The following is a 25,679-nucleotide window of genomic DNA, read 5'->3' as shown; positions in this document are numbered from 1 at the left end:
GAAACATTCATTTATGTGGTTATTAACAACATTCATTGACACCCTTTTGGCATGAGTTTTTATGCCGTTGCTATGTGAGATTTCAATCACTAATATCATTTTCTTTTCGATTGATACTTCTTTCCCGATTGGCCGGTTTGGCTATGGATACTTCAATTTTACTCCCATGAATATCTGCAATTATAGGCTGGTGAGAGAGCAATAATACATCTGGCCAGAGGGCTTATGGGATTAAATGCGTTATATGTTGCGTTATCAATTTTTAAATTTTTTTCTGAGGGATTAACATGAAAAAAACATGTGTTGCCGGCCTGATTGGCCTGGCATTATGCGCAGGTAGCGCCATGCATTCTGTTTATGCCGCTGATGCTAAACATCCCAATCTGGTCATCATTCTGGCAGATGATTTAGGCTATGGTGACCTGGGCGCCTATGGGCATCAAATCGTCAAAACGCCCAATATTGATAAGCTGGCTCAGGAAGGGGTGAAGTTCACCGATTATTATGCTCCGGCGCCGCTCTGCTCACCTTCGCGGGCGGGCCTGTTGACCGGCCGCATGCCGTTTCGTACGGGCATTAGATCGTGGATCCCGGAGGGGAAAAATGTTGCCTTAGGCCGTAACGAGCTGACGATTGCGAATCTGCTGAAGCAGCAGGGTTACGATACGGCGATTATGGGCAAACTCCATCTCAACGCCGGCGGCGATCGTACCGACCAGCCGCAGGCGAAGGACATGGGCTTTGACTACAGGCTGGTCAATACCGCCGGGTTCGTGAGCGACTCAACGCTGGATAACGCCAAAGAGCGTCCTCGCTACGGCATGGTCTATCCCACCGGTTTTACCCGCAACGAGAAACCTATCGGTCGCGCGAAGACGTTCAGCGGCGAGCTGGTGAGTTCGGAAGTCGTCAACTGGCTGGATAAGAAGAAAGATAACAACCCCTTCTTCCTCTACGTCGCCTTTACCGAAGTGCATAGCCCGCTGGCCTCGCCGAAGAAATATCTCGATATGTACGCGCCTTATATCAGCGCTTATGCGAAGCAGCACCCGGATCTGTTCTACGGTGATTGGGCGGATAAGCCCTGGCGCGGCGCCGGTGAGTACTATGCCAACATCAGCTATATGGATGCTCAGGTAGGGAAAGTGCTCGACAAGATTAAAGCAATGGGTGAAGAAGATAACACGATCGTAATTTTTACCAGCGATAACGGCCCGGTTACCCGCGAAGCGCGAAAAGTTTATGAGCTGAACCTTGCTGGTGAAACGGATGGGCTGCGGGGTCGTAAAGATAACCTGTGGGAAGGCGGAATTCGCGTCCCGGCGATTATCAAATATGGTCACCATATTCCGCAGGGGATGGTCTCAGAAACGCCGATGTCGGGTCTGGACTGGATGCCGACGCTGGCGCAGATGATGAACTTCCCTCTGCCGAAGGACCGTACCTATGACGGCCAGTCAATCGTACCGGTACTGGAGAAGCAAGCGTTCAAGCGGGAAAAACCGCTGATTTTCGGTATCGATATGCCGTTCCAGGACGATCCGACCGATGAATGGGCGATTCGCGACGGCGACTGGAAAATGATTATTGATCGCGAAGGTAAGGCTAAATACCTCTATAATCTGAAGCAGGATCGCGCAGAAACGCTAAATCAAATCGGTAAGCAGCCCGAAATTGAGCAGCGGATGTTCGCTGAGTTTCTGAAATATAAAAATGACATCGATAATGATTCACTGATGAAAGCCCGCGGAGATAAACCGACGCCGGTGACCTGGGGCTGATGAAATATTAGCATATCATAATCGTATGCTACCAGGCGCCATACCTGCCTGATTCAGCGTTCTGACGTTGAATCAGGTATTTTTATTGGCCCGCATCGGCGGATAGACAGAGGCTGCAATAACCTGAACCGTTACTCATAATCAAAAAAAGGGTGATAACGCGCTTTTACCCTGGAGAAATAATAGTGATAAAATCAGCGAGGCCCGAGGGAAATATTCGCAGTGAGTGAATATGTTTAACGACGTTAATGTTAATAGTTGCAAAACGCCCGGTTGTAAAAATCTTGGCGTGCTTAATAGCCCTGATTATCTTCGTCAGGGAGAAAATATCCTGTGCCGGGAATGCGGCTTTCTCTTTCCGCCCATTTCGGCGATTTCCCTTAACGCTTTTCGCCGCACGGTAAACCAGGGATGGAAGGGGCTGGTTAAGCAGTGTCCGGGATGCGGCAGCGTTTCTCTAAAACGCTACGGCTACTCGGCGCAGGGCGAGCGGCGTATGGCATGTCGCGACTGCAGCAAGACCTTCGTGATACCGGACAGCCTGACCCTCACGCCTCGCCAGCAGGAGCTTGCCGCTTTCATCCAGCAAGGCAGCTCGCTTAACGATATTCGCACTCTACTGGCAATCGATAACACTACATTAGGCCGCGAATTAGCTAACCTCTCTTATCGCGCGGACCTGGCGGAGCGCGCTTTTGACTTTCCGGCGTTTGATATTGTTCTCACCACCCGGGCGTTTAGCCTTGGTTTTAACGGTGGAGAGAATCGGCTGTATGTGCTGGTCACCGCTGAGGAAAAAAGCGGTAAAGTGGTGGCTATCTCGACGAACTATACTCCACGCCCGGTTGAGCCGGCGTATCAGTATCAATCGCAATATGAAGAACGACTGCCCCCAGGCACGCTGGCGTATCTCGTGCAACGCAAAGAAATGCTCACTATGCGGCGTCGTGGCGCGCTGTTTGATATTGATTACGGGCCGGGAACGTTGCACCGGCATGTGCGAGGTATGCTGGTTAAACCCGTATTGCCGGCCTATCGACATTTTGAACTGGTGCGAATGTTAACCGATGAGCGTTCGCTAAATGTGCAGCATTATCTCGATCATGAGTGTTTCATCCTTGGCGGATGTATGATGGCAAACCTGGCGCAGGTCCGGCAGGGGCGCTGCCATATCTCATTCGTCAGAGAACGCGGTGTAAACCCCCCTCAGGGCGAAATGCCACCGCGACTGTTCTACAGCGGCGGGATCCGCAACAATGTCTGGCGAACATTCTCCACGCGGGACTACGCCATGGCCGTTTGTAACCTGACCGGAAGTAAGAAAACCGGCCTGTTACGGCATGCGACCCTGCGAAGCGCCAGCGAATTTATAGACTATATTTATCACCATCCTTTCCTTCCCTGGCTCACCAGGATGTCGCCTGCCAACGTGACGTCTGCGCTAAATCATTTGAAATATGAATATAACAACCGTCTTTTCTGCCTGCCTTTTTAAACTTCACTGCCCGGTTAACCCGGTCAGCATTTGACGGGCGTACATTCGTAAAAAACGATCTTAACGGCAATTTAAACCTACTTTTTTCGATGTATTTGCGTCTGTATTATACTTTTATCGAGTTGTTTGCCGATAAGGTGAGGTAAAAGTGAAACATCTACAGCGTTTTTTTCATAGCGAGGCATCCGGGGGGATAATCCTCATCTTCGCCGCCGCTATGGCGATGCTATTAGCCAATACGGGCCTGACCAGCGGCCTGTATCGCTCTTTTCTGGAGACGCCCGTTCAGCTGCGTGTAGGCGCGTTAGAGATCAACAAGAACATGCTGTTGTGGATAAACGACGCGCTGATGGCGGTATTTTTCCTGCTTATAGGTCTGGAAGTAAAGCGCGAGATGAAACAGGGCGCGTTGGCCAGCCGTCGCCAGGCCGTATTTCCGGTCGTCGCGGCGTTGGGCGGCATGGTGGTTCCGGCGTTAGTCTATCTGGCATTTAACGGCCAGGATGCGATTGCCAGAGAAGGGTGGGCGATTCCGGCTGCGACCGATATTGCCTTCGCGCTGGGCGTACTGGCGCTGCTGGGCAATCGGGTTCCCGCTGCGCTGAAGATCTTTCTGATGGCGCTGGCCATCATCGACGATCTGGGCGCCATTATTATCATTGCGCTGTTCTACACGCACGATCTTTCCGTGGTGTCGTTGGTTGTCGCTGCCGGCGCCATTATGGTGCTGGCAGCGCTGAATCTGAGCGGCGTACGGCGTACCGGGATCTATATTCTGGTCGGCGCCATACTCTGGACTGCGGTGCTGAAGTCGGGGGTTCACGCAACGCTGGCTGGCGTCATTGTCGGCTTTATGATCCCGCTAAAAGAGCAGAACGGTAAATCGCCGGCGAAGCAGCTTGAGCACGTGCTGCATCCGTGGGTGGCCTTCCTGATCCTGCCGCTGTTCGCCTTCGCTAACGCGGGCGTTTCTTTGCAGGGCGTCACGGTAGAAGGGCTGACCTCGCTGCTGCCGTTAGGTATTATTGCCGGGCTGTTTATCGGTAAGCCATTGGGAATTAGCGTATTCTGCTGGCTGGCGCTGAAGCTGAAATGGGCCTCGTTGCCGGAAGGGACAACCTGCAAGCAAATTATGGCGGTCGGCATTCTATGTGGGATTGGCTTCACAATGTCGATTTTTATTGCCACCCTGGCCTTCGGCAGCGTCGACCCCGGATTGATCAACTGGGCCAAGCTTGGCATCCTGATTGGATCGATATTATCGGCAGTCACGGGATACATCATACTGCGTAAGCGCGTAACGGATTCGGGCTACGCGGCTTAACATCTCACGGAGAGCCGCTACGGCTCTCCTGGACATTATCAGGGAGAGAAGCATGTCGCATATCAACTACAACCATCTGTACTACTTCTGGCATGTCTATAAAGAAGGCTCCGTTGTTGGCGCGGCGGAAGCGCTGTTCCTGACGCCGCAGACCATTACCGGGCAAATTAAGGCGCTGGAAGAGCGCCTGCAGGGGAAGTTGTTCAAGCGAAAAGGAAGAGGGCTGGAGCCCAGCGAATTAGGCGAGTTGGTTTTCCGCTATGCGGATCGCATGTTTACGCTGAGCCAGGAAATGCTCGATATCGTTAACTATCGTAAAGAGTCGAATCTGCTGTTTGACGTCGGCGTCGCGGACGCGCTGTCGAAAAGGTTGGTGAGCGGAGTACTGGATGCTGCCGTTGTCGATAACGAACAGATCCATTTACGCTGTTTCGAATCAACCCACGAAATGCTGCTGGAGCAGCTTAGCCAGCATAAGCTCGATATGATTATTTCCGACTGCCCTATTGATTCAACCCAGCAGGAAGGGCTGTTTTCAGTGAAAATTGGCGAATGCAGCGTCAGCTTCTGGTGCATGAATCCGCCGCCGAAAAAGCCGTTCCCGGCCTGTCTGGAAGAGCGTCGCTTACTGATCCCTGGCCGTCGTTCGATGTTAGGGCGCAAGCTGCTCAACTGGTTTAACTCGCAGGGATTGCAGGTGGAAATCCTCGGCGAGTTTGACGATGCGGCGTTGATGAAAGCCTTCGGCGCGGCGCATAATGCGATATTCGTTGCCCCGACGCTGTATGCGCATGATTTCTATAGCGATGAGTCGATAGTTGAGATCGGACGGATGGACAACGTCATGGAAGAGTATCACGCGATCTTCGCTGAACGAATGATCCAGCATCCGGCGGTGCAGCGTATTTGTCATCGCGACTATTCGGCGCTCTTTACGCCGCCGCAGGCCCAGGACAGCGCTGTTTCTGGCGGTTCGGCAAAGCAATAGTCGCCAGAAGCGCGATGGTTGACGCTTTGAGCGATAGACGACAGACATAAAAAAACCCGCTTTCGCGGGTTTTTTTACAAAGCGACAACAAGCAGACGATTAAGCCAGTTTGTTGATCTGAGCGGTCAGGTTTGCTTTATGACGCGCAGCTTTGTTTTTGTGGATCAGACCTTTAGCAGCCTGACGGTCCACGATTGGTTGCATTTCGTTAAATGCTTTCAGTGCAGTAGCTTTGTCGCCAGCTTCGATAGCTGCGTATACTTTCTTGATGAAAGTACGCATCATAGAGCGACGGCTAGCGTTGTGCTTGCGGGCCTTTTCAGACTGAACGGCGCGCTTCTTAGCTGATTTGATATTAGCCAAGGTCCAACTCCCAAATGTGTTCTATATGGACAATTCAAAGGCCGAGGAGAATGCCCGTTTAGCCTTCTTTTGTCAATGGATTTGTGCAAATAAGCGTCGTTTAAACGAACAACGCTTCATTACGTAGTGATGGCGCAAGATTCTACCAGCTTGTTGCAGGCGAATACAGCCTTTCAACCATAAAAATCGACGACGCCGGAGAGATTTTCCCGCAATCTCGCGCTGAGTGAATGAATTCCCGGGATCTTTCGGTGAAGAGGTGCAATCGCTGGTTAACGTCGCCAGTTGTACAAGGTATACTCGGACGATTTTCACTGTTTTGAGCCAGACATGAAGCTGATACGCGGCATACATAATCTCAGTCAGGCCCCGCACGGGTGCGTGCTGACCATTGGAAATTTTGACGGCGTGCATCGCGGGCACCAGGCATTATTGCAGCGTTTGCGCGCAGAAGGTCGCCAGCGTGGCTTACCGGTGGTGGTGATGATTTTTGAGCCGCAGCCGCTTGAGCTTTTTGCCGCCGATAAAGCGCCGGCACGTTTAACGCGCCTGCGTGAGAAGCTGAACTATCTGGCTGAAAGCGGCGTCGATTACGTCCTGTGCGTGCGTTTCGATCGGCGCTTTGCGGCATTGACCGCCCAGGACTTTATCAGCGAACTGCTGGTCCGCCAGCTGGGCGTTCAGTTCCTCGCCGTTGGCGATGATTTCCGCTTTGGCGCAGGTCGCCAGGGGGATTTCTTGTTATTACAAAAAGCCGGCGTGGAGTACGGCTTTGACGTCACCAGCACCCAAACCTTCTGTGAAGGCGGCGTGCGCATCAGCAGCACCGCGGTGCGCCAGGCGCTGGCAGACGACGATCTGCCCCTGGCGGAGACGCTGCTGGGGCATCCGTTTACCATCTCCGGCCGCGTTGTGCACGGTGATGAACTCGGGCGCACAATAGGTTTCCCGACGGCGAATTTACCGCTGCGTCGTCAGGTTTCCCCGGTTAAAGGGGTCTATGCGGTAGAAGTGACAGGGCTTGGCGACAAACCTTTTATGGGCGTCGCCAACATTGGTACTCGTCCAACGGTGTCCGGCGTGCGTCAGCAGCTGGAAGTCCATCTCCTGGATGTTGTAATGGACCTCTACGGTCGCCATATAGATGTAATACTGCGTAAAAAAATACGTAACGAGCAGCGATTTGCGTCGCTTGATGAGCTAAAAGCGCAAATCGCACGTGATGAGTTAACGGCCCGCGACTTCTTTGGGCTAACCGGGCAGGCATAACCCTGACGGTGTTTATCAAACCGAAATACGGAACCGAGAATCTGATGAGTGACTATAAATCGACCCTGAATTTGCCGGAAACAGGGTTCCCGATGCGCGGCGACCTCGCCAAGCGTGAACCGGGAATGCTGGCGCGTTGGACCGATGATGACCTGTACGGCATCATTCGTGCAGCCAAAAAAGGCAAAAAAACCTTCATTCTGCATGATGGCCCTCCTTATGCGAATGGCAGCATTCATATTGGTCACTCGGTTAACAAGATTCTGAAAGACATTATCGTTAAGTCCAAAGGGCTGGCGGGCTATGACTCTCCGTACGTACCGGGCTGGGACTGTCACGGTCTGCCAATCGAGCTGAAGGTAGAGCAGGAATACGGCAAGCCGGGCGAGAAATTCACCGCCGCCGAGTTCCGCGCCAAGTGCCGCGAATATGCCGCCACTCAGGTTGACGGGCAGCGCAAAGACTTTATCCGTCTGGGCGTGCTCGGCGACTGGTCGCACCCGTACCTGACCATGGACTTCAAAACGGAAGCCAACATCATCCGCGCGCTGGGTAAAATCATCGGCAACGGCCACCTGCACAAAGGCGCTAAGCCGGTGCACTGGTGCGTAGACTGCCGTTCCGCGCTGGCGGAAGCGGAAGTTGAGTATTACGACAAAACTTCTCCGTCCATCGACGTGGCGTTCCACGCGACCGATAAAGCGGCGGTGCTGGCGAAATTCGGCGTGGCCGACGTTAACGGTCCGGTTTCTCTGGTTATCTGGACCACCACCCCGTGGACCCTGCCAGCGAACCGCGCCATCTCCCTGTCCCCGGAGTTTGACTATGCGCTGGTGCAGGTTGACGGCCAGGCGCTGATCCTGGCGAAAGATCTGGTCGACAGCGTCATGAAACGCGCCGGCATTGCTGATTACACCATCCTTGCGGTGGTAAACGGCGCCGAGCTGGAGCTGATGCGCTTTAAGCATCCGTTCCTCGATTTCGACGTCCCGGCGATCCTGGGCGATCACGTCACTCTGGACGCGGGTACCGGTGCGGTACATACCGCGCCAGGCCACGGCCCGGATGACTATGTCATCGGTCAAAAATATGGCCTGGAAGTCGCTAACCCGGTGGGTCCGGACGGCGCCTATCTGCCGGGAACTTACCCGACGCTGGATGGCGTAAACGTGTTTAAAGCCAACGATATTGTCGTTGCGCTGCTGTCTGAAAAAGGCGCGCTGCTGCACGTAGAGAAAATGCAGCACAGCTACCCGTGCTGCTGGCGTCACAAAACGCCGATCATCTTCCGCGCCACGCCGCAGTGGTTCGTGAGCATGGATCAGAAAGGCCTGCGCGCGCAGTCGCTTGCCGAAATCAAAGGCGTGCAGTGGATCCCTGACTGGGGCCAGGCGCGTATTGAATCGATGGTCGCCAACCGTCCTGACTGGTGTATTTCCCGTCAGCGTACCTGGGGCGTACCGATGTCGCTGTTCGTGCATAAAGAGACGCAGGAGCTGCATCCGCGTACTCTCGAACTGATGGAAGAAGTGGCGAAACGCGTTGAGATCGACGGCATTCAGGCGTGGTGGGATCTCGATTCCCGCGACATCCTCGGCGCCGATGCCGATAGCTATGAGAAGGTGCCGGATACGCTGGACGTGTGGTTTGACTCCGGATCGACCCACTCCTCCGTTGTTGACGTGCGTCCGGAATTTGCCGGTCACGCCGCCGATATGTATCTCGAAGGTTCTGACCAGCACCGCGGCTGGTTCATGTCATCCCTGATGATCTCTACCGCGATGAAGGGCAAAGCGCCTTACCGCCAGGTGCTGACCCACGGCTTTACCGTTGATGGCCAGGGCCGCAAGATGTCCAAGTCTATCGGCAACACCGTCTCTCCGCAGGACGTGATGAACAAACTGGGCGCGGATATTCTGCGTCTGTGGGTGGCTTCCACCGACTACACCGGCGAAATGGCGGTCTCCGACGAGATCCTTAAACGCGCCGCCGACAGCTATCGTCGTATCCGTAACACCGCGCGCTTCCTGCTGGCGAACCTCAATGGTTTCGATCCGGCTAAAGATATGGTGAAACCGGAAGAGATGGTCGTGCTGGACCGCTGGGCAGTAGGCTGCGCGCAAGCGGCGCAGGACGATATCGTCAAAGCCTATGAATCTTACGATTTCCACGAAGTCGTGCAGCGTCTGATGCGCTTCTGCTCCATCGAAATGGGTTCGTTCTGGCTTGATATCATTAAAGACCGTCAGTACACCACCAAGGCGGACAGCGTCGCGCGCCGTAGCTGCCAGACCGCGCTGTACCACATTGCCGAAGCGCTGGTACGCTGGATGGCGCCGATCATGTCCTTTACCGCTGACGAAATCTGGGGTTACCTGCCGGGCGACCGCGAGAAATACGTCTTTACCGGCGAATGGTACACCGGTCTGTTTGGCCTGGCCGACGACGAAGCGATGAACGATGGTTTCTGGGACGAGCTGCTGAAAGTGCGCGGCGAAGTCAACAAGGTTATCGAACAGGCGCGTGCTGACAAGCAGGTGGGTGGCTCTCTGGAAGCGGCGGTAACGCTGTATGCCGATGCCGATCTCGCGGCGAAGCTCAACGCGCTGGGCGACGAATTGCGATTTGTCCTGTTGACCTCAGGGGCGAAAGTTGCCGATTATGCGCAGGCTCCGGCCGACGCATGGCAGAGTGAGCTGCTGAAAGGCCTGAAAGTCGTGCTGAGCAAAGCCGAAGGTGATAAGTGCCCGCGCTGCTGGCATTACACGACGGACATCGGCAAGGTGGCGGAACACGCGGATATCTGCGGACGCTGTGTCAGCAACATCGCCGGTGACGGCGAAAAACGTAAATTTGCCTGATGAGTAAACCGATTAGTTCAACGGGGCTACGCTGGCTCTGGGTCGTCGTAGCCGTGCTGATTATCGATTTAGGCAGCAAATTCCTGATCCTTCAGAACTTCGCTCTGGGGGATACGGTATCGCTGTTCCCATCGCTTAATCTGCATTATGCGCGTAACTATGGCGCGGCCTTTAGCTTCCTCGCCGACAGTGGCGGCTGGCAGCGCTGGTTCTTCGCCGGTATCGCTATCGGTATCTGCGTGATCCTTGCGGTGCTGATGTATCGCTCTAAGGCGACGCAAAAGCTGAATAACATTGCCTATGCGCTGATTATTGGCGGCGCGTTGGGCAATTTATTCGACAGGCTTTGGCATGGTTTTGTCGTCGATATGATCGATTTCTACGTCGGGGACTGGCATTTCGCCACCTTCAACCTTGCCGATACCGCTATCTGTATCGGCGCGGCGCTGATTGTGCTGGAAGGCTTCTTGCCGAACGCGGCTGCGAAGAAACAGGCGTAACAATACCCGCCGGGCGGCGCGACGTTTGCACGGGTCTACGTTCTCCGTAGGCCCGTTCAGCGCCAGCGTCACCGGACAAAACTAGTGAGCAACCTGCATGTCTAAATCAGTACAGAGCAACAGTGCGGTGCTGGTGCACTTCACCTTAAAGCTCGACGATGGCTCCACCGCAGAGTCAACCCGCAACAACGGTAAACCGGCGCTCTTTCGTCTGGGCGATACTTCCCTGTCTGAAGGTCTGGAACAGCATCTGCTGGGGCTAAAAGAGGGGGATAAAACCACCTTTTCGCTGGAGCCGGACGCCGCGTTTGGCGTACCGAGCCCGGACCTGATCCAATATTTCTCGCGTCGGGAATTTATTGATGCGGGCGAGCCGGAAGTCGGCGCGATTATGCTCTTTACCGCAATGGATGGCAGCGAAATGCCCGGCGTGATCCGTGAAGTAAACGGCGATTCGATTACCGTTGATTTCAACCATCCGCTGGCCGGGCGTACCGTTCATTTTGATGTTGAAGTGCTGGAGATCGATCCGGCGCTGGAGGGGTAACATGCAGATTCTGTTGGCTAACCCGCGCGGCTTCTGCGCAGGCGTTGACCGCGCTATCAGCATTGTTGAAAACGCGCTGACGCTATATGGCGCGCCGATCTACGTGCGTCATGAAGTCGTGCACAACCGCTATGTTGTCGACAGCCTGCGTCAACGCGGCGCTATTTTTATCGAGCAGATTAGCGAAGTGCCGGACGGCGCGATCCTGATTTTCTCCGCCCACGGCGTCTCTCAGGCCGTACGCAACGAGGCGAAAAGCCGCGATCTGACGGTTTTTGACGCTACCTGCCCGCTGGTGACCAAAGTCCATATGGAAGTTGCTCGCGCCAGCCGTCGGGGGGAAGAGTCGATCCTGATTGGTCACGCCGGTCACCCGGAAGTTGAAGGCACCATGGGCCAGTACAGTAACCCGCAGGGGGGGATGTACCTGGTGGAATCGCCGAATGACGTCTGGAAGCTGGATGTGAAAAACGACGCTAAGCTGTCGTTTATGACTCAGACGACGCTCTCCGTTGATGATACCTCCGACGTGATTGACGCCCTGCGCGAACGGTTCCCGAAAATCGTCGGGCCGCGCAAAGATGATATCTGCTATGCGACGACAAACCGGCAAGAGGCCGTCCGCGCGCTGGCCGGGCAGGCTGACGTAGTGCTGGTGGTGGGGTCGAAGAACTCCTCGAACTCTAACCGTCTGGCCGAACTGGCCCAGCGGATGGGGAAAGCTGCCTATCTGATCGATGATGCGACCGATATCCAGGAAGCCTGGGTGAAAGACGCAACCTGCGTCGGCGTAACCGCAGGCGCATCGGCACCGGATATTCTGGTACAGAACGTGATTTCGCGTTTGCAGGAGCTGGGCGGCGGCGAAGCGGTGCCGCTGGAAGGCCGTGAAGAGAACATTGTTTTCGAAGTGCCGAAAGAGCTGCGCGTAGACGTCCGTGAAGTAGAGTAAGTTCTTTTTCCCCGCAGTATGAGAAGATGCCAGGCTTAACGTCTGGCATTTTTTATGGAGAAACTATGCGCTTACCTATCATTCTGGATACCGATCCCGGCATTGATGACGCCGCAGCGATTACCGCGGCGCTGTTCGCTCCCGAGCTGGACCTACAGCTGATGACCACGGTAGCGGGGAACGTATCCGTGGAGAAAACCACCCGCAACGCCCTGCAGCTCCTGCATTTCTGGAACGCCGATGTTCCGTTGGCTCAAGGCGCCTCTATGCCGCTGGTCCGCCCGCTGCGCGACGCCGCCTCCGTACACGGCGAGTCCGGGATGGAAGGCTACGATTTCGTGGAACATAACCGTCAGCCGCTGGCAAAACCGGCATTTCAGGCGATCCGCGATGCGCTGATGCACGCTCCGGAGCCGATGACCCTGGTGGCGATTGGCCCGCTAACCAATATCGCGCTTCTGCTGACCCAGTATCCCGAATGCCGCTTTAATATCCGTCGACTGGTTATCATGGGCGGTTCCGCCGGGCGCGGTAACTTTACGCCGAATGCGGAGTTCAATATCGCCATCGACCCGGAAGCGGCGGCGAAAGTTTTCCAGAGCGGGCTGGAGATTGTGATGTGCGGGCTGGATGTCACCAACGAGGCGATGCTGGCTCCGGACTACCTTGCTACGCTACCGACGCTGAATCAGACCGGGAAGATGCTGCATGCGCTATTTAGCCACTACCGGAGCGGGAGCATGAGCAGCGGCCTGCGTATGCATGACCTGTGCGCGATTGCCTGGCTGGTTCGTCCGCAGCTCTTCACCCTCAAGCCCTGTTTTGTGACGGTAGAAACCCAGGGAACCTGGACCTCGGGAACGACGGTGGTCGATATCGAAGGCAAACTGGGCCAACCGGCAAACGTGCAGGTGGCGCTGGGTCTGGATGTAGAAGGTTTTCAGCGCTGGGCAGCGGAGGTGATTGCTTTAGCGCCCTAATCTGGCGATGAAGCGGCCGGCATGGCTTTCAGGTTTTCTGCGTTGAATCCACGACGTTGCGCCAGAGCGTGCCCGCTTCATCCGTCCACATCATCAGTAGCAGGGAAGCTAAGCGCTCTGCCGCTGCGGAAAGAGGCCTGTTTTTTACGCGAATCATACCCAGCGTGCGTCTGATGACCGGCTCCACAAGCGGGACGCTCACCACGGCGCTCTCTCCGTGGGGCATTGCCAGACAAGGGAGTGCGGAGACTCCGAGGCCTGCTTCGACAAGGCCGAGCGAGGTCGACAAATGTCTGACTTCATAAAACCAGCTCAGCTGCCAGGGTTTATCCGCCAGGCATTTCTCGATCAACTGTCTATTGCCGCTTGATTTCCTGACGCCGATTAACGTCTCGCTAACAAGCTCCCGCCATTCGACCAGTTTCCTGGTTGCCAGAGGATGATCTTGCCGGCAGGCCAGAACAAAAGGCTCGTTCACCAGGGGAATGAAATCGATATCCGGATGTGTGATGAAGTTCATGTTTATACCAAAATCAACATCGCCTTTTCGTACCGAGTCCATACAGGTTTCAATACCTTGTTCATAAATTCGTACTTTGATGTTGGGGTAACTTTGATTAAATTGCACGATAGCGCGCGGTAAAAAATAAAATACGGCAGTAGGAATGCAGGATAGCGTAACCGTATCATGCAATTGAGACGTTAAATCGTTAAGGTCAAATATTGCCGCATCAAGTCCGGAGATCAAAGATTTAGCTCTTGGGAGAAGCATTTTCCCGGCTTGCGTCAGCGCAATCTTTCGCGTCGTTCGTTCGAACAGCGCAATATCCAGATTACTCTCTATTTTTTTTATCTTCTTAGTTAATGCCGGTTGCGTAAGATTTAATTGTTCGGCGGCTTTACTAAAAGAGCCTAGCTCTGCAACGGTGACAAAGGCTTTCATCCCGGATAGTTCATTTTTCATTATTGCTCCGTAGGGCCTAATAAGTGTTTCTCTAAGTAGATGACAAGTGATTATTAATCGGTAATGGCACTTTTATTAATTCCTGGCAGGAATAACTCTTATGGCGAAATTTTATCAACCGGTAAAAATCTTGCAAGTAGAATGAATTTGTAAAATGCCTGACGTGAATGATGTAGCAGGTGAATTAAGTAAATAAAAAACTTAAACAGCATAAAGCAAATTAAATTCACAAGGCATTTCGTTTAATTCTTCTATGTTTTATCGGGTGAGGAACTTGCTATGAAGAGCATTCCCTGTGTATTAATGCGTGGTGGAACATCCAAAGGCGCCTTTTTATTAGCGGATGATTTACCAAAGGATATTAACCAACGTAATGACTTCCTGTTATCCATCATGGGATCGGGCCATGAGCTGGAAATTGACGGAATTGGCGGTGGAAGCCCACAAACCAGCAAAGTGGCCATTATTAGTCGATCTGTTAGTGAAAAAGCGGACATTGATTATCTGTTTGTTCAGGTTATCGTCAACGAACGGCGGGTCGATACCACGCCGAACTGCGGAAATATGCTGTGTGCTGTAGGGGGATTCGCAATAGAACAGGGGTTAATTAAAGCGGATTCTCCGGTCACGAGAGTGCGCATAAGGAATGTGAACACCAATACTTTTATTGAGGCTGACATTCAAACGCCTGAGGGAAAGGTTATCTACGACGGCGATACGCAGATAGACGGCGTTCCCGGCCGTGCCGCACCGGTTGCATTAACCTTTTTGAATTCTGCGGGTGCAAAATCCGGCCAGCTTTTCCCTACCGGGAATCGGCTGGACGTATTTGATAATGCGCAAGTCACCTGTATTGACATGGCAATGCCGATGGTCGTGATTCCAGCTCAGAGCCTGGGAAAAACCGGTTATGAATCTGCCTGCGAATTAGACCGGGACACAGCGCTTTTAGAATCGCTGGAGTCTATTCGGCGACAAGCGGGAAAGGCGATGGGATTTGGCGATGTGACAAATATGGTTATCCCGAAACCGGTTCTGATTTCTCCTGCGCTTAGCGGCGGAAATTTAAATGTTCGATATTTTATGCCCCACAGTTGCCATAAATCGTTGGCGATTACCGGCGCTATCGGCCTGGCGAGTGCATGTATTATTCCGGGAACGATTGCTAATGAACTGACGAAATTGTCTGGTGATGGCATCGTTAAAATCGAGCACCCCAGCGGGAGTATTGCGGTCGACTTAAGTAATACGACCGAAGCCCCTGAAGCGATCCGCGCCTCTGTTATTCGCACGGCACGGAAGATTCTTTCCGGCTCGGTTTATATTGCCGACTAAATACCGAGTCCCCTCCTTAACGAAAAATTACCGTGGATTGAGGCGGGGAGCTATGTGAATGCGTTCCACAAGCATCCTTAAATATTGAGTACAGCTAAGGAATGGAAATGCAAAAGAATAAGTTATGGAAGCTGCTGGTTATAATAGCAATACCGTTACTCATGAGTTTATTCCCGGCGCCGCAAGGATTATCAACACTTGCCTGGGTTTTATCAGGCATTTATCTGGCAGCCATTGTGGGGTTAGTCATTAAACCCTTTTCAGAGCCTGTGGTACTGCTGATTGCCGTCGCCGCATCAATGGTGGTCACCGGCAATCTGGGTGATGGTTCGGTAAAAGCCGCCAGCGTATTAAGCGGATATTCATCCGGCACCACCTGGTTAGTTTTCTCCGCATTTACTCTGAGTGCAGCTTTTGTTATTACCGGGCTAGGTAAAAGAATTGCTTATTTTCTTATCGGAAAAATTGGTAGTACAACGTTGGGCCTTGGCTATGTAACCGCCTTCCTTGACCTGATCCTGGCCCCCGCAACGCCATCGAATACAGCACGTGCTGGGGGGATTGTTTTACCGATCATTAATAGCGTCGCAGTCGCCCTTGGCTCGGAGCCGGAGCACAGCGCAAAGCGAGTTGGTCACTATCTTATGTTGAACATCTATATGGTGACGAAAACAACCAGCTATATGTTCTTTACCGCAATGGCCGGCAATATTCTTGCGCTGAAGATGATTGAAGATATCTGCCACATCAAATTAAGCTGGGGTGGCTGGGCGCTGGCCGCAGGATTACCTGGTATCATTATGCTGCTGCTGACGCCGCTGATTACCTACAAGCTTTATCCGCCGGAATTAAAGCGGGTTGATAATAAAAAGATCGCCAAAACGGGCATCGAAGCTTTGGGACCCATGACCCTGCGTGAAAAGATGCTCTCTTGCCTCTTTGTTCTGGCACTGGGCGGTTGGGTGTTCAGCAGCGCCCTGGGGGTTAATGAGTCAACCGTTGCTATCTGCGTCATGGCCTTGATGTTAGTGCTGAAAATCGTAACCTGGGATGATGTGATAAAAAATAAAGGCGGCTGGAATACGCTCATTTGGTACGGTGGGATTATTGGCTTAAGCTCGTTATTATCAAAAGTTGGCTTTTTCGTGTGGCTGGCTGATTTATTAAAAAATAATATTTCATTTGATGGTCACGGTAATATAGCCTTTATTGTTATTGTCGCCTTGAGCATACTGGTTCGTTATTTCTTCGCCTCGGGAAGCGCTTATATCGTCGCTATGGTTCCGGTCTTTGCCATGCTGGCGAATGTATCTGGTGCACCGATAACCCTCACCGCACTCGCGCTATTATTCAGCAATTCTTATGGCGGAATGGTCACTCACTATGGTGGCGCGGCGGGACCAGTTATTTTTGGTGTGGGTTATAACGATATCAAATCCTGGTGGATTATAGGTGGAATACTGGCGGTACTGACATTCCTCTTGCACATCACCCTCGGGGTATGGTGGTGGGAAATACTCATATCATCCGGGATGATTTAAGTCGTTACTGAGAAAGAATGTCGTGAATCTCTGGGCATCGGTTGATGCCCAGGACAATTGTAGATGATGCCATTGCCATGTGGTTATTATCTTACCTGGAGTTTAATGATTTAAGTATGAAAAAACTCACATGATCGCAAATATTATTATATGACCTTTAACAAGGTGAGGTGCAATATATTTATGTCTCCAGTTACGATTACGTTGTCGCTATTGGTTTTTTCGATCGTCATGTTCGTTTGGGAAAAAATACCATTAGCTGTAACTGCCATGATTGTTTGTATTACTCTGGTTGTCACCGGGGTCTTCGATGTCAAAACTGCTTTTGCAGGTTTTATTAATCAGAATGTTATTTTATTTGTGGCTATGTTTGTGGTAGGCGGGGCTTTATTCGAAACCGGCGTAACCGATAAAATTGGCGGTATCGTGACACGCTATGCGCGTACAGAAAAACAGCTGATAGTCATTATTATGTTAGTGTGTGGGACCCTTTCTGGATTTTTATCGAATACCGGAACGGCTGCAGTGTTAATACCTGTTGTGATCGGCGCAGCGATAAAATCAGGTTATGCCCAGTCACGTCTGCTTATGCCCCTGGCCTTTGCCTCTGCGTTGGGGGGAAATTTGTCGCTTATCGGTTCCCCAGGAAATCTGATTGCACAGTCGGCGCTGGAGCAGGTTGGCCAACGTTTTGGTTTTTTTGAATATGCTAAGCTGGGTATTCCGATGCTGGCTTGCGGTATTCTCTATTTTGTCACGATAGGCTACCGACTATTACCGCAAAAAAGTACGCTACACCAGCAACGCACTGAAAGTATGCGCAAGATAGCGTGCCCGAAATACAAGCAGGTGATTGCGCTGTCGGTACTAATCGCAACCGTATCCGGCATGATTTTCGAAGAACAGATTGGATTGCCGATTGCTATTGTTGGCTCAATTGGCGCTTTAACGCTGATTGTCACCCGGGTGATTACTGAAAAACAGGCATACCAGGCCATTGATTCACAGACCATTTTCCTGTTCGGCGGAACGCTGGCATTAGCAAAAGCGCTGGAAACCACCGGCGCTGGTGCGATCATGGCGCGTGCAATGATTGAACAACTGGGTAATCACGCTTCCCCCTTCTTACTTTTAAGCGCGGTATTGCTCATCTCCTGTGTGTTAACAAACTTCATGTCCAATACGGCAACCGCCTCTTTATTAATGCCGATTGGTCTATCTATTGCGCATTCGATGGGGGCCGATCCCCGGGCGGTATTAATGGCTATAGTTATTGGCTGCTCGTGTGCGTATGCAACCCCTGTGGGTACGCCCGCCAATATGATGATTTTTTCTGCGGGTGGCTATAAGTTTATTGATTACGTTAAAACCGGATTGCCGCTTATTGTTATATCGGTAATCGTCAGCTTTATTTTATTGCCTGTGTTTTTTCCATTTTATTAGCCGATAACGGTAGTGATTAAAAAGTGTTGCTATTCTGTCAGACCTTGTTTTTTATATAAGGATATATGTCATGATAAAACTGTATGACCATGGAGTATGTATATCACACCAGCATGGTATTATCCCTGTTGGTCATCCTTCCTTCCCGGTGGACAAGCAGGAGGCGCGTAAAGGCACGATTTCGTGGTCGATCCTCTCTGCCCATAATACTTCAGGCGATCACCGCAAGTTAAAAATAAAATTTGATTGTATGGCCTCACACGATATTACATTTGTGGGGATAATCCAAACCGCTAAAGCGTCTGGAATGCAGCGTTTTCCACTGCCTTACGTATTAACTAATTGTCATAATTCGCTATGTGCGGTCGGCGGTACCATTAATAGTGATGATCATATATTCGGTTTATCTTCGGCCAGAAAGTACGGCGGGATTTATGTTCCGCCGCATATTTCCGTTATTCATCAATATATGCGCGAGATGATGGCCGGCGGTGGCAAGATGGTGCTGGGCTCGGACAGCCATACCCGCTATGGCGCTTTAGGGACGATGGCCGTCGGCGAGGGGGGCGGCGAGTTAGTTAAGCAACTGCTGGGAGGGACCTGGGATATTGATTATCCCGAGGTTGTTGCGGTGTATTTGACAGGTAAACCCAGCCCTGGCGTGGGGCCTCAGGATATTGCCCTGGCGATAATTGGCGCGGTGTTCCGGCGCGGTTATGTGAAAAACAAGATAATGGAGTTTGTGGGACCGGGGGTGGCGACAATGTCTACCGATTTCCGCAACAGTGTTGATGTCATGACGACGGAGACCACCTGCTTATCGTCTATCTGGCAAACCGATGAAGAGACTCGAAGCTACTTGCGCGTTCATGGCAGGGAGCAAGACTATTGTTCGCTCTCAGCATCCGATATGGCTTATTACGATGGTTGTATAGAAGTCAATTTAAGCGCTATCAAACCGATGATCGCCTTACCTTTTCATCCCGCCAACGTCTATGAAATTGATACGCTGAAGGAGAACTTGCCGGATATTTTGCATGAAGTCGAAATGGAATCCGAAAAAATTTCGCTTGGGCGCGCAAAACTCTCCCTGCTGGATAAAGTCGAAAAGGGTAAGCTCCGGATCCAGCAGGGAATTATTGCCGGTTGTGCCGGCGGAAATTACGTCAACGTAGTTGAAGCGGCAAATGCCTTAAAGAATCACTCCTGCGGCGACAACGTTTTCTCTCTCTCGATATATCCCTCATCCCAGCCGGTGCTGATGGATCTGACCAAAAAAGGGATAACGACCGATTTATTAAGCGCTGGCGCGATTATGCGTACCGCATTTTGTGGGCCCTGCTTTGGCGCAGGCGACACGCCTATGCATAATGGATTGAGCATTCGCCATACAACGCGCAATTTCCCAAACCGGGAAGGTTCAAAACCCGGAAATGGGCAAATGTCGGCTGTCGCGCTGATGGATGCCCGCTCAATTGCGGCGACGGCTGCCAACGGTGGTATTCTGACCTCGGCGTCAGAGCTCGATTGCTGGGAGAACATACCGCAATATGAATTTGACGCTTCACCCTATAAAAACCGTGTCTATCAAGGCTTTATTAAAGGCGCATCCCAGCAATCGCTGATTTATGGACCCAATATAAAAGACTGGCCGGAAATGAGTGAGTTAACGGAAAATATTCTCTTAAACGTTACCTCTAAAATCATGGATCCGGTGACGACTACTGACGAGCTTATCCCATCGGGAGAAACCTCATCATTTCGCTCTAACCCCTCAGGACTGGCGGAGTTTACCCTCTCACGGCGCGATCCGGGCTATGTTGGCCGCAGTAAGGAGATTGCCGCTCTGGAACAATTGCGCGTCGCGGGGGACAATCCTTGCAGGCTGCATCCTGAACTTGAGGACATCTTTACCCAAATCCGCCAGCTGCCGGGACAGGAGGGCGTCACCCTGCAGCAGACGGAAATAGGTAGTATGGTTTATGCGATAAAACCGGGCGATGGTTCAGCACGAGAACAAGCGGCCAGCTGCCAGCGCGTGCTGGGGGGGCTGGCAAATATTGCGCAGGAATACGCCACGAAACGTTATCGTTCGAATGTGATTAACTGGGGAATGCTGCCGCTGCAAATGAAAGCCTTACCCGAATTTGAAGTGGGGGATTTTATCTTTATTCCGGGCATAAAATCCGCCTTAGACAGCGAGCTGGGTCATATTACCGCGTTTGTCATTAGCCGCGAGCGCCCCATAAAAGAGATCGCGCTTTACATGGAGGGCCTGACCTCATCAGAGCGGGAGATTATTAAGGCAGGAAGCCTGATTAATTATAATAAATCACGCTTAACTTCCCACCATCAGTAAACGATAGTCCTCATTAAGGTAATAAACGGGGGTGATATAGCATCCCCGTTTTTATTCATAGCGGCTTATCCGTGATTTTCGAACGTTGCGCTATGGCTGTGCTGCCTGCAGTCGGCTTCATCTTCTCGCTAAGATAATCAATCATTGCCCGCATTCTGGCGGGCATGTGCTTATTGCCCGACCACAGTAGCCAGAGCTGGCCGGAATAGCGACTGATAAACTCCCATTCCGGTAAAACCTGCACAATCTCGCCGTTCGCCAGCGCCTCACGGGCGGTAAACAACGGCAGGCTGCCGATACCCAGATTTTGCTTCACGGCATCAAGGCGTACGGCGGTGTGGTTTGCCGCGTAACGACCGTGGGTCTGGATAGTCTCCGTTTTGCCGTCGCGGCGAAACTTCCAGCGCGAATCGGCGGGCGTTTCCCCAAGGCTGATACAGCTATGTTCGCGCAGATCCTGCGGCGTTCGCGGTCTGCCATATTGCGCCAGGTAGCCGGGCGTCGCACAGACGATATGGCTGACGGACAGCAAAGGCTTACCGTGCAGCCCCGGCGAGGGCGTATGGGTGATGCGCAGCGCCAGATCGATACCGTCATCGATAAAATCGAGAACCCGATCTTCAAGGCGCAGACAGACGTCGATCTTCGGGTAGCGGCTAAAAAACTCCAGCATCAGCGGATGAATGACAAACCGTCCCACGGCTTTCGGCACGCTTAGCGTGAGCTTACCCTGCGGCACCGCCTGGGCGCTGCCGGCGGAATCCATGGCCAGACGCGCCGAGTCCAGCATCTCCAGCGCATGTTCATACACCGTTTTCCCGGCATCGCTAAGGCGCAGCTTGCGCGTGGTGCGATGCAGCAGCTTGCAGCCCATTTCCTGCTCCAGCCGCGAGACGCTGCGGCTAATGGCGGAAGGCGTCGCGCCTGTCTGGCGCGCGACGGCGGAAAAGCTGCCCTGATCGACAATCTGCACGAACAGGGCGAGATCGGGCAGTAAGTTCAGATTCATTTGTGCTTCCAGAGCAAAATTGCATTGATGATCGGCGGGATTATCGCTGTCGTTAATATCAATATACTGTCCTGACTGAGGGGAGGACAACCATGACTGAACGACTTTATTACACCAGCGATGCCACTGAATGCCCTGCGCGAGTCGTCAACTGCCTGGGCGAAGCCGATGGCCGCTATGCCATTGAGCTGGACCGCACGCTGTTTCATCCGCAGGGCGGAGGACAGCCAGCGGATCGCGGCTGGATTGGCGAGCTTGCGGTCGAGAGCGTTGCCGCGCGCGGCGAGAGCATCGTGCATATTGTTGCGCAGCCGCTACCCTCCGGCGAGGTGGCGATCCGGGTGGACGCGGACGCAAGACGGCTGCACGCTCGGCTACATTCCGCCGGGCACCTGATTGGCCAGGCCGGAGAGCGCTTTGGCTGGCGGCCGATTAAGGCGCATCACTGGCCGGGAGAAGGGCGCATCACCTTTGCCGCCGGGACGAACGCGTCACTGCCCGAAGCCAGCGCCCTGCTGGCGCAGATCGAAGGATGGCAGGCGGAGGATTTACCGCGTCGGATCTCTTTTGCCGAAGGTCTGCGCAAGGTCGGGTTCGGCGATATGCCGAGCTATCCCTGCGGCGGCACGCACGTGGCCAGCCTGTCAGAACTGGGAGAGGTCGTCATTACCCAGGTGAAGATGAAAAAAGGCCAGATGATTGTTAGCTACGCTATAGCGTAAACGAATAAAAGGAGATGCATGCTAAACAAAGCATCTCCGCGATCCTTAAACGTGCTCACTATTTTTGCCGTGATAAATCCGCTCCGGTCTGCCGACTTTACCGTAGCTTATTTCGGCCTCAAGAAAATCGTTTTTGACCCCTTGCTCCAGGTAGCGGCGGGCAGTGGTTTTGCTGCTGCCGAGGATACGCGCAAGGGAGTCTGCGGTATGGACGATCCCCGGGTCGGTGAAGAGCTGTAATACGCGGTTAAAGGTGCTTTCATCGATTCCGCGCAGAGCGGTGCCGGCGGCTTCCGCGTGCTCTTTGGCCTGGATATTGAAAAGGGCGTCAACGTGGGTCTGGCTCGCCTGCTCGCTCGAGCGCAGGGAGCTGCGATAGCGGGCAAAACGCTCGAGCGTATGCTGCAATCGCTGATAGTGAACCGGCTTAATCAAATAATCGAAAACGCCCATCCGCAGGGCTTCGCTGATGGTATCCATATGGTTGTCGGCGGTGATGAAAATGATACGTCCTTTATAATTGATATTGACGGCGTGACGGATCAAATCGAGGCCTTTGCCATCGGGCAAAAAGTTATCCAACAGAATCAGCTGGGGCTGATAGAGACGAAGCATTTTTTTTGCGCTTTCCAGCTTATCCGCAATGCCAATGACTTCGAACTGGGGAAATTGCTTGATGGTATCCACCAGAATTTCCGCCAGCATAGGTTCGTCTTCAACGATGAGAGTTGTGATGCTATCCATGGTGTTCATCTCGGGTCAGGGGGATATAAAGAGTAAAAATAGTGCCAAAAGGGATGTTGTCGTCGACGACGATATTGCCGCCCGCCTGCTCGACGTAGCTGCGTACCAGCCATAGCCCGATACCGTGATCGCCGCTGTCGCTGCTGGTGACGCCGCGCTCAAAAATACGATCGCGCAGCGATTCATCAATTCCGCAGCCCTGGTCGGCGATCTCGACGATCGCTTCGCCGCCCTCGCTGTTGATCAGGCACTCGATCTGCTTCGATCCTGCCGGCTGACGTAAGGCGGCATTGTAGGCATTGTCCAGCAGGTTACCGACGATCGAGATCCACTCATTATGCGAAAGCGATGAGGGGAGGGTTTCCACGTGACAGGCGGGATCGAAGACCAGCTCTAATCCGAGCTCTTTGGCGCGGTAATATTTGCCGATCAGCAGCCCGGCAAGATGGTTCACTTTAAAATTACGGGCGATAAAATCGAGAACTTTCTGGTGGCTTTCAGACTGCTGCTGAATGAGATCCAGCGCGTTATCGTAGCGTTTCAAAAACAGTAGCCCGGCAATGGTGGAGATCAAATTGCGGTGCTCGTGCTGCACGGCGCGAAGGTTATCCGCATACTGCTGGACCTGGCTGAGCTGCAGGCTCAGGGTGTTGATATCGTCTTTACTACGAAAGCTAATGACCCATCCCTGGGGCTCGCTATTGAGCGTGACGGCCATGCGGCTGGCGATCACTTTGATCTGATTAAAGGTGACAATTTCGTCTTTTTTATTTGTCTGCGGCGCGTCATAAAAGAACGTCTCCTGAGAGATCACGCTGCTGATGCTTTTGCCAATCAGGATAGTTTCCGGCTGGCTGAGGTTTAATAATCTCCTTGCGGTTTGGTTGATGGCGGTAATTCGGTAGTGAGAGTCAATGGCTATCAGTCCCTCGAAGACCGATTCAAACAAGACGCTTTGCTGGATAAGCAGCTGTGATAGCTGCTGCGGCTCCATATTCAGCATCTGTTTTTTGATATGCAGCGAGAAGCGTCGGGCGCAGTAGAGCAGCAGGAGCAGCATGATTGCCATCGGGATCATCAGCGATCCGATTTGCAGACTCAGCCAGTTCTCTAACTGTTCGATGGTGTAGCCCACCGAGACGATGCCGATCACTTTCCCGGTGCTGTCCTGGATCGGCGACTTACCGCGCAATGAAGAGCCGAGCGATCCTTTACGCACCGACACGTAGCTTTTAGCGTTATACAGCGCTTCGTCGCTGTCTCCGCCTTCCATATATTTACCGATCTCATCCGGATTCACGTGATACAGACGCTGGCCTTTTGCATCACCGACGGTGATGTAGGTGGCATCGGAAAACGATCGCATGGGGTCGATAAGCGCTTTAATTCGCGCCAGATCGTGCTTTTCGACCGCCTCTACCAGCTCAGGCATGGCGGAGATCTGCATCGCCTGGATCAGCGCGCGCTGGCCGACCTGATAATGCAGACGCTCTTCCGTGATGCTGGTGAGATACCATGACATCGCCAGCATCACTATTGTCGAGGTAAACAGGATCAACAGGAAGATGCGGTTCTGGAACGAACGTCGGGCAAACCAGTGCGTGATTTTTCGGCTAAACATTGGGCGAATTGACATCAAAAGGCCATTTTCTCTTTTTTAGCGACCGACGGCGCGGAATCGGCCCACAGTTTTATGGATTTCAGAACACATCCAGATGGAATACGACGTTTTACGTATCCCGGGCTTGCGGTTGATGCCTTACCCGGGCTACGGGTTTACAGCCGTCTGCGATCCGGTAGCCCGGACAAGGCGCGTTAAGCGCCGCCTCCGGGAGAATCCCCGGGTTGCGGCTGACGCCTTACCCGGGCTACGGGTTTACAGCCGTCTGCGATCCGGTAGCCCGGACAAGGCGCGTTAAGCGCCGCCTCCGGGAGAATCCCCGGGTCGCGGCTGACGCCTTACCCCGGGCTACGGGTTTACAGCCGTCTGCGGGCCGGTAGCCCGGATAAGCCGTTTACGGCGCAATCCGGGGAAAGGTAACGATTCACATCGCCAGCACGTACTTGAGCATCACCCCGGCGGCAATCGCCGAGCCAATCACCCCCGCCACGTTCGGCCCCATCGCGTGCATCAGCAGGAAGTTCTGCGCGTCCGACTCCAGCCCCACCCTGTTCGACACCCTTGCCGCCATCGGCACCGCCGACACCCCGGCGGAGCCAATCAGCGGGTTGATTTTGTGCCGGCTGCACAGGTTCAGCAGCTTCGCCATCAGCACGCCCGCCGCCGTACCCACGCAGAACGCTATCACTCCCAGCACCAGTATCCCCAGCGTCTGCGGCTGCAGGAACTTGTCCGCCACCAGCTTGGCCCCCACCGATAATCCGAGGAATATCGTCACGATATTTATCAGCCCGTTCTGTACCGTGTCGCTCAGGCGCTCCACCACCCCGCTCTCGCGCATCAGGTTGCCGAAGCAGAACATCCCCAGCAGCGGCGCTGCG

Annotated in this window: 21 protein-coding genes; 15 read left to right on the top strand and 6 right to left on the bottom strand. The window is 53.1% G+C overall.

Annotated features, from left to right (window positions below; all coding sequences use genetic code 11):
* The first annotated feature begins 287 nt into the window (after positions 1 to 287).
* The 4 genes from KO1_RS19585 to nhaR all read left to right on the top strand — a co-directional run bounded on the left by KO1_RS19585 (position 288) and on the right by nhaR (position 5,588).
* On the top strand, positions 288 to 1,781 hold the full coding sequence (locus KO1_RS19585) for a sulfatase family protein (protein WP_004108345.1): 1,494 nt from the start codon (positions 288 to 290) through the stop codon (positions 1,779 to 1,781).
* Positions 1,782 to 2,013: 232 nt separating this feature from the next.
* Complete coding sequence (locus tag KO1_RS19580) at positions 2,014 to 3,276, top strand: IS1/IS1595 family N-terminal zinc-binding domain-containing protein (protein WP_024273712.1); 1,263 nt, start codon at positions 2,014 to 2,016, stop codon at positions 3,274 to 3,276.
* A 148-nt stretch (positions 3,277 to 3,424) separates the two neighbouring features.
* Entirely contained in the window at positions 3,425 to 4,600 is a 1,176-nt protein-coding gene (gene nhaA, locus KO1_RS19575) for a Na+/H+ antiporter NhaA (protein ID WP_016809073.1), read from the top strand.
* A 52-nt stretch (positions 4,601 to 4,652) separates the two neighbouring features.
* Positions 4,653 to 5,588 carry a transcriptional activator NhaR gene (gene nhaR / locus KO1_RS19570; protein ID WP_004108338.1) on the top strand — a complete coding sequence of 312 codons (936 nt, stop codon included), beginning with the start codon at positions 4,653 to 4,655 and terminating at the stop codon, positions 5,586 to 5,588.
* Between the two features lie 99 nt (positions 5,589 to 5,687).
* Here nhaR and rpsT read toward each other — a convergent pair whose 3' ends face one another.
* Positions 5,688 to 5,951 carry a 30S ribosomal protein S20 gene (gene rpsT, locus KO1_RS19565; protein WP_003018940.1) on the bottom strand — a complete coding sequence of 88 codons (264 nt, stop codon included), beginning with the start codon at positions 5,949 to 5,951 and terminating at the stop codon, positions 5,688 to 5,690.
* A 330-nt stretch (positions 5,952 to 6,281) separates the two neighbouring features.
* Between rpsT and ribF the strand changes: the two genes are divergently transcribed.
* The 6 genes from ribF (at position 6,282) to rihC (ending at position 13,060) form a co-directional block, all read left to right on the top strand.
* Complete coding sequence (gene ribF, locus KO1_RS19560) at positions 6,282 to 7,220, top strand: bifunctional riboflavin kinase/FAD synthetase (RefSeq protein ID WP_004108323.1); 939 nt, start codon at positions 6,282 to 6,284, stop codon at positions 7,218 to 7,220.
* A 44-nt stretch (positions 7,221 to 7,264) separates the two neighbouring features.
* The gene (gene ileS / locus KO1_RS19555; protein ID WP_024273713.1) at positions 7,265 to 10,081 is read left to right on the top strand and encodes an isoleucine--tRNA ligase; all 2,817 of its coding nucleotides are present in this window, start codon (positions 7,265 to 7,267) and stop codon (positions 10,079 to 10,081) included.
* On the top strand, positions 10,081 to 10,581 hold the full coding sequence (gene lspA / locus KO1_RS19550) for a signal peptidase II (RefSeq protein ID WP_004108317.1): 501 nt from the start codon (positions 10,081 to 10,083) through the stop codon (positions 10,579 to 10,581). The genes ileS and lspA overlap by 1 nt, the downstream gene beginning before the upstream one ends.
* Before the next feature lie 97 nt (positions 10,582 to 10,678).
* Positions 10,679 to 11,128 (top strand): FKBP-type peptidyl-prolyl cis-trans isomerase, encoded by a 450-nt coding sequence (gene fkpB / locus KO1_RS19545; protein WP_004098486.1) that lies wholly within the window; start codon positions 10,679 to 10,681, stop codon positions 11,126 to 11,128.
* Position 11,129: 1 nt separating this feature from the next.
* Positions 11,130 to 12,080, top strand: coding sequence for a 4-hydroxy-3-methylbut-2-enyl diphosphate reductase (gene ispH, locus KO1_RS19540; protein ID WP_004108315.1), 951 nt, complete (start codon positions 11,130 to 11,132; stop codon positions 12,078 to 12,080).
* A 65-nt stretch (positions 12,081 to 12,145) separates the two neighbouring features.
* Positions 12,146 to 13,060 carry a ribonucleoside hydrolase RihC gene (rihC, locus tag KO1_RS19535; RefSeq protein WP_024273714.1) on the top strand — a complete coding sequence of 305 codons (915 nt, stop codon included), beginning with the start codon at positions 12,146 to 12,148 and terminating at the stop codon, positions 13,058 to 13,060.
* Between the two features lie 28 nt (positions 13,061 to 13,088).
* Here the strand turns inward: rihC and KO1_RS19530 are convergent, their stop codons facing one another.
* Positions 13,089 to 14,024, bottom strand: a complete 936-nt coding sequence (locus KO1_RS19530) for a LysR family transcriptional regulator (protein ID WP_064407090.1) — start codon at positions 14,022 to 14,024, stop codon at positions 13,089 to 13,091.
* A 279-nt stretch (positions 14,025 to 14,303) separates the two neighbouring features.
* Here KO1_RS19530 and KO1_RS19525 point away from each other — a divergent pair, with 279 nt between their 5' ends.
* From KO1_RS19525 to KO1_RS19510, 4 genes are all read left to right on the top strand, one after another.
* Complete coding sequence (locus KO1_RS19525) at positions 14,304 to 15,359, top strand: 4-oxalomesaconate tautomerase (protein WP_004108309.1); 1,056 nt, start codon at positions 14,304 to 14,306, stop codon at positions 15,357 to 15,359.
* A 107-nt stretch (positions 15,360 to 15,466) separates the two neighbouring features.
* Positions 15,467 to 16,900 carry an anion permease gene (locus KO1_RS19520; RefSeq protein ID WP_004108306.1) on the top strand — a complete coding sequence of 478 codons (1,434 nt, stop codon included), beginning with the start codon at positions 15,467 to 15,469 and terminating at the stop codon, positions 16,898 to 16,900.
* A 183-nt stretch (positions 16,901 to 17,083) separates the two neighbouring features.
* Complete coding sequence (locus tag KO1_RS19515) at positions 17,084 to 18,343, top strand: SLC13 family permease (RefSeq protein WP_024273715.1); 1,260 nt, start codon at positions 17,084 to 17,086, stop codon at positions 18,341 to 18,343.
* Between the two features lie 70 nt (positions 18,344 to 18,413).
* On the top strand, positions 18,414 to 20,702 hold the full coding sequence (locus KO1_RS19510) for a hydratase (protein ID WP_024273716.1): 2,289 nt from the start codon (positions 18,414 to 18,416) through the stop codon (positions 20,700 to 20,702).
* A 55-nt stretch (positions 20,703 to 20,757) separates the two neighbouring features.
* Here KO1_RS19510 and KO1_RS19505 read toward each other — a convergent pair whose 3' ends face one another.
* Entirely contained in the window at positions 20,758 to 21,711 is a 954-nt protein-coding gene (locus KO1_RS19505; RefSeq protein ID WP_004110488.1) for a LysR family transcriptional regulator, read from the bottom strand.
* Positions 21,712 to 21,803: 92 nt separating this feature from the next.
* Between KO1_RS19505 and KO1_RS19500 the strand changes: the two genes are divergently transcribed.
* Positions 21,804 to 22,433 (top strand): alanyl-tRNA editing protein, encoded by a 630-nt coding sequence (locus KO1_RS19500; RefSeq protein WP_004108297.1) that lies wholly within the window; start codon positions 21,804 to 21,806, stop codon positions 22,431 to 22,433.
* 45 nt (positions 22,434 to 22,478) lie between these two features.
* Here KO1_RS19500 and citB read toward each other — a convergent pair whose 3' ends face one another.
* The 3 genes from citB to KO1_RS19485 form a co-directional block, all read right to left on the bottom strand.
* Positions 22,479 to 23,177, bottom strand: coding sequence for a citrate response regulator transcription factor CitB (citB, locus tag KO1_RS19495; protein ID WP_004108295.1), 699 nt, complete (start codon positions 23,175 to 23,177; stop codon positions 22,479 to 22,481).
* Positions 23,170 to 24,798, bottom strand: a complete 1,629-nt coding sequence (citA, locus tag KO1_RS19490) for a citrate sensor histidine kinase CitA (protein ID WP_004108293.1) — start codon at positions 24,796 to 24,798, stop codon at positions 23,170 to 23,172. The genes citB and citA overlap by 8 nt, the downstream gene beginning before the upstream one ends.
* Positions 24,799 to 25,222: 424 nt before the next feature.
* Positions 25,223 to 25,679, bottom strand: a 457-nt coding sequence (locus KO1_RS19485; RefSeq protein ID WP_148719764.1) for a sodium ion-translocating decarboxylase subunit beta, incomplete at its 5' end; no start/stop codon positions are given.

The sequence above is a fragment of the Klebsiella oxytoca NBRC 105695 genome (assembly GCF_001598695.1).
GTDB classification, from domain to species: Bacteria; Pseudomonadota; Gammaproteobacteria; order Enterobacterales; family Enterobacteriaceae; genus Klebsiella; species Klebsiella oxytoca.
Note: the sequence above shows the minus strand (reverse complement) of the source record. Positions and strands in the feature narration are given on the sequence as shown.